The organism is Achromobacter sp. Marseille-Q0513 (genome assembly GCF_018195695.1).
Taxonomy (GTDB): domain Bacteria; phylum Pseudomonadota; class Gammaproteobacteria; order Burkholderiales; family Burkholderiaceae_B; genus Achromobacter.
Genome location: NZ_JAGTJY010000261.1, coordinates 1 through 5,958 on the forward strand (window position 1 = coordinate 1; position 5,958 = coordinate 5,958).

Genomic DNA, 5,958 nt, shown 5'->3' on the forward strand with positions numbered 1-5,958 from the left:
GCGCGGGCCAGGATCTGTCGCAGGCCGGCATGGCGCTGGCCGACGGCGGCATGGCGTTGACGGCCGTGCGCGGTCTGCGCGTGGACGGCGATGCGCTCGCCTTCGGTGATCGCTTGCGCCTGAAGGCGGGCCAGGATCTGGCGCTGGGCGCCAGCAGCCGGCTGCAAGGCAAGGGCGTGGACGCGACGGCCGGCCGCGACCTGCGCCAGGACGGTACGCTGGTGTCCACCGCCGACGCGGCACTGGCCGCCGAGGGCGATCTGACGGCGCAAGGCAAGATCAGTGCCGACGGCAAGCTGGATCTGTCGGCGAAGGGCGATGCGCAGATCGCGGCCAGCGGCCGTGTCGAGTCGGCCAACGCCAGCGCTCTGCGCGCGGACGGCGACGTGACGCTGGCGGGCGAGCTGCGCGGCAACACTGGCGTGCAGGTGGACGCGGGCGGAGCCCTGAACCTGCAAGGCGTGGCCGCGACGGCCCAGGGCGCGCTGGCGCTCCAGGCCGGGCAGGACCTGACACTGGCCGCCGGCAGCCGGGCGCTGGCCGGCGGTGCGCTGAGCGCGCTGTCGGGCGGCTCGCTGACGGCGGCGGGCACGCTGTCCTCGCTGGCCGACCTGACGCTGGAGGCCGCCAGGAATCTGACGCTGCAAGGCCAGACCCTGGCGGCGGGCGGCATGCGCCTGCAGGCCGGCGCCATCCTGGCCGCCGTGACCGGCGCGCAGGTGCAGGCGGACGGCACGCTCAAGCTCGACGCGGACTCGGCCACGCTGGCCGGCCAGTTCGTCGCCGGCAAGCGGGCCGAACTGCGCACGACGGGCGAGTTGCGCGTGGACGGCACCGTGCTGTCGCGCAACGGCGCGCTCACCGCCACCAGCGGCGGCGACCTGCTGCTGGGCGCCAACGGCGCGTTGCAGGCGAGCGGCCTGCTGCAAGTCCAGTCCGGCGGCAAGTTGCTGGCGGACGGCACGATCTCGGGTGAACAGGACATCCGCCTGTCGTCCGCGCAGGATATGGCGCTGAACGGCAAGACGGTCGCCAACGGCTTTCTGAGCATCAACGCCGGCACCGACCTCACCGTGGGCAAGAACGGTCTGGCGCAAGGCAGCAGCAAGCTGTTCCTCTTCGCGGGCCAGGACCTGCGCATCAACGGCACGGCAGGCACCGCCGAGACGGCAGCGGCCAACGGCGGCACGCTGCGCGCCGAGGCCGGCCGCGACATCTTCGTGACGGGCACGGTGACGGCCAGCTCGCCGGCCGGCCTGTCGGCGCAGCGGCACATGAGCGTGGATGGCACCGTCACCGCGCTGGCCGGGGATCTGACCACGCAAGCAGGCGGTGACCTGAAGGTCGCCGCGAGCGGGCGCTTGCAGTCCTCGGGCAAGCTGGACGCCAAGGCCGGTGGCGATATCGACTCGGACGGCACGCTGGCGACTGGTGGCGCATTGGCGCTGGCGGCAACGGGCGACGCGCGGCTGGGCGGCACCATCGCCGCGCTGGGCGCACGCGGCGACGGCAGCGGTACCCGTCAGGATGCCGGCGTGCCGGTCACGCCTCGGTCAGTTGGCGTACAGGGCAATCCGTCTTCGTCCGGCGGACGCAGGCTGTCCGCGCTGGCCAACGGCGACCTGTTCGTGTCGGGCGGGCGCGACCTGATCATCAAGCAAGGCGCCCAGGTGCAGGCGGCCGGGGCATTGAACGCCAGCGCTGGCCGCGACCTGAGCGTCTCCGGCGCGCTGGCCTCGGTGCGCGACCTGACCCTGGCCGCCGCACGCGACGTGCGCGTGGACGGCTCGGCCGCCAGCGACACCAGGCTGACGCTGAGCGGCCGCGATATCACCGTCGCGGATAAGGGGCTGGTGCAGGCGGGCGATGTCTTGACCGCCACTGCCGCCGGTTCGATGCAGATCGCGGGCCGCGCACTGGCCGGCCGCGACCAGACGCTGAGCGCCGGTGATGGCCTGTCGATTGACGGCACCGCTGCTGCCCTGAAGGGCGACCTCTCCCTGACGGCTACGCGTGGCGATCTGATCCTGGGCGCAGCCTCGCGCCAGCAGGCGGGCAACACGCTGACCGCCACCGCCGGCGGCGCGCTGCAAGCATTGGGCTCGGCTTCGGCCGGGCAGGACCTGAGCCTGCGCGCCGGCACCGACGTGCGGCTGGGCGGCGTGATCGCCACGCAGGCGGGCAAGCTCTCGGCCAGCGCCGCGCGCGACCTCTTCATCACCACGGACGGCCGGCTGCAATCTGGAGGGGCGCTGGCCCTGGACGCGGGCGGCACGCTGAACAATGCGGGCGTCGCTTTCGCGAGCAGCCGCGCCGATCTGTACGCGGGCACCGCGCTGGCCAACACCGGCTCGGTGCTGGCGGGTGGCGACCTGAACGTGCGCACGCCGGGCCTGCTGAACAACGCCGGCCGTTTCGCAGCGGGCGTGGCCCCGGACGGCAAGCTGAGCCAGCCGGGCAGCCTGACGCTGAGCGCCGGCACGCTGCAACATGCCGGCACCAGCCTGGCCGGCAAGGATATGACGCTGTCCGCGACGGGCATGAACCTGGCGGGCGGCACGCTGTCCTCCGTGGGCCTGATGACCGTGGCCGCCACCCAGGACATCGACGCGTCCCGCGCCACGCTGCATGGCGGCGGCCTGGACATTGCGGCCGTCAATCTGCGCAACCAGGGCGGCAAGCTTACGTCTTCGGGCGACGCGACGATCAAGCTCGGCGGCGAGCTGGACAACACCGGCGGCACGATCGCCGCGGCGGGCAACGCCCGCATCGACGCCACGCGCCTGGGCAACCGCGACGGCACCGTGGCGGGCGGCAATCTGACCATCACCACCAGCGGCGCCATCGACAACCAGCGCGGCCTGCTGCAAGCGGACAACGCGCTGACCCTGACGGCGGCCAGCCTGGACAACAGCAACACGCTGACCCCGAGCGGCGCGCCCGCTAAGGGCGTGCTGGGCAAGGTGGTGGCCCTGGTGGCCGGACGGGTGAACAACCAGGGCGGTGCGATCAGCGCTGGCCAGGACCTTACCATCAAGACCGGCGAGCTGGACAACACCGCCGGTGAAGTGGCCTCGCAGGGCGACGCGCGCATCGAGGCCGACACGCTCAAGAACACGCAGGGCAAGCTGCTGGCCGGCAAGAACCTGACCGTCATCGTCAAGACCTTGCAGGGCCTGGGCGCGCTGCGTTCGGGCGGCGACCTGTCCTTTGAATACGCGGGTTCGCTGAACCAGGACGGCGACATCGCCGCCGGACGCGACCTGAACCTGAGCGTGGGCGGCACGCTGGACAACCGCGCGCGCATCAGCGCCGGGCGAGACCTGGGCATCAAGGCCAACACGCTGAACAACCAGGCCAGCGGCGAGCTGGTGGCCGGGCGTAACAACACGATCAACGTCGCCGGTTTGCTGACCAACGCCGGTTTGATCGACGGGGGCAATACGCGCATCACGGCGGGTGGGGGGACCAATCTGGGGCGGATCTACGGGGATGCCGTGTCGATCGGGACGGGGTCGCTGCTCAACGATGTGGGCGCGGGCGGCGCGGCAGTCATCGCCTCGCGCGGCGGCATGGATCTGGGCGCGACCTATCTGGTCAATCGCGAGCACGCGCTGATTTACTCGGCCGCAGACTTGCGCATCGGCGGCGCGCTTGATGCCAACGGCCGGGCTGTGGGCCAGGCCGTCTCTTTGCTGAATGCATCAGCCACCATCGAGGCAGCCGGCAACGCCAGTATCGCGGCGGCATCGCTGCTGAACCAGAACAACCGCTACGCCAGCGAAACCGTGGTCGTGTCGTCCAAGCCCAAGGTGTACTTCACGCCCGAAGGCACCACGGACATGTACGACGCCGAGACCAACTGGCTTTGCGACGAAGTCACGCCCATGTGCAGCAAGGATCCCGCCTGGCTGGACGACGATCCCGAGCGCAAGCTGCTGCTGCCCTCGACAAAATACCCGGCGGATCGCTACGGGCCGCCGTTCGACTACGCGCCAGGCTTCCGTGACAAGTCCGGCAAGAACGTGCCGATTCCCTTGACGTACCTTCCGCCGCAGTACATCTGCTACGGCCCCGGCGGCGACGCGGGCAACTCGTCGTGCGGCTATACGGATGAAGGGTTCCGATATGCTGGCGACGCGCGCGTCTGGGCGGTGTTCGGTGTCACGCCGCCGTCCGGGCCGATGCCTGTATGGGTCGAGCCAGAGCGTCCTTGCGACCGCGACAGGCAATGCCAGGCCAGCGAAGCTGCGCGCCGCCAGGCCTACGAAGACGCCTATGCCGCGTACAAGGCCCGGCACATGGAACTGGACGCGCGTATCCGCGAATTCAACTCCGACTACGGCAGCCGCCTGAGAGGCACGTTCACCTACTACCAGGTCAACGAAACCGTCACCGAAACGCGCACGCTGTCGACCGACCCGGGCAAGATCCTGTCGGGCGGCTCGATGACGCTGACCGGCACCGTCACCAACGACAAGAGCCAGATCGCCGCCGGCGGCGCGCTATCGGTCGTCGGCCCCAACATCAACAATATCGGCGCCGGTGGCGTGCGCACGATCACGCGCGTCGGCACGGCGACCGTCACGCAGGAACGCTCCAAGGGCCGCAAGGAATACTCCAGCGACTACAACGTCACCCTGGCCGGCCAGCCCATCGAGCTGCCCGTTGGCACCTCGGGCGGCTATGTCCAGGTCAACCTCAGCGGCCAGAAGCCCGGCGCCACCGGCACGTCCGCTCCTGGCCCCGTGCTGGTCGCCAGCGTCGGCCTGCCCGGCGGTAACGCGGTGCGTACTGTCTCCAACCCGGCCAGCATTCCAGACAGCCAGCTTTTCGCCGTCAACAGCCGGCCGGACGCGCCCTACATCGTCGCCACCGACCCGCGTTTCACGGGCCAGCGGCCCTACGTCTCCAGCGACTACCTGCTGGACTTGCTGCGCCAGCCCGGCGCGCTGCCGGGCACGCCGAACGGCAACGCTGCCGGAGCCGGCAACGGCTTGACGGGTGAGCGTGGGCAAGGTCCCGGTGCGACTGGCGCTGTCAATGCCAACACGGGCACGGACGGACAGGTGGCTTCCGGCACATCCGGCAGCACGGTATCCGCGGGCGGCACGCTGGCAGGTTCGCGCCTGGGCAACTGGGATGCGCTGATCCCGCCGGGCGCGAAGTTCCTCACGCCCTCAGGCCAGCCCAAGCGCCTGGGCGACGGCTTCTATGAACAGAAGGCCGTGTCCGACCAGATCCTGGCCACCACCGGCCAGCGCTTCCTGGAGAAGTACAGCGACAACGACACGCAGTACAAGGCCCTGCTCGCGGCTGGCGCCACGTTCGCGCAGGACAACGGCATCAAGCTCGGCGTCGCGCTGACCGAAGCGCAGCAGCGCCAGCTGACCACCGACCTGGTCTGGCTGGTCGAACAGACCGTGACCCTGCCCGACGGCACCACCGAAACCGTGCTGGTGCCGCAGGTCTATCTGCTGGTACGCGAAGGCGACCTGAAAGGCGACGGCACGTTGCTGGCGGGCCGCAGCGTCAACATCGCCGTGGATGGCAATGCGACCAACAGCGGCACCATTGGCGCGCGCGAGGCCACGGTGATCACCGCTGGCAACATCGTCAACCAGGCCGGCGGCACCATCCAGGGCGGCAGCGTCAACCTGGCCGCGCGCGAGGACCTGAGCAATCTTGTCTCGTCGATCAAGGGCGGCAAGGTGGCCTTGAGCGCCGGACGCGATATCGCGCTGACGTCGACCTCGGCGTCGGAGAACTACGGCAGTAGCTGGGGCTCGCACCTGACCGGGGTGGCGCGCGTGGATGCGGGCAGCCTCTCCATGCAGGCCGGCCGCGACCTGACGCTGACCGCCGCGCAGGTGGCGGTCAAGGACGATGCGCGCCTGCAGGCTGGGCGCGACATCGATTTCGGCTCGCTGACCCAGAGCCATGGCGAGCGCATCGTGC

The 5,958-nt window shown here is 70.4% G+C and carries 1 pseudogene; it reads left to right on the forward strand.

Going from position 1 to position 5,958, the window contains the following annotated elements:
• A pseudogene (locus tag KDH83_RS28860) lies at positions 1 to 5,958 on the forward strand (hypothetical protein); the annotation flags it as partial.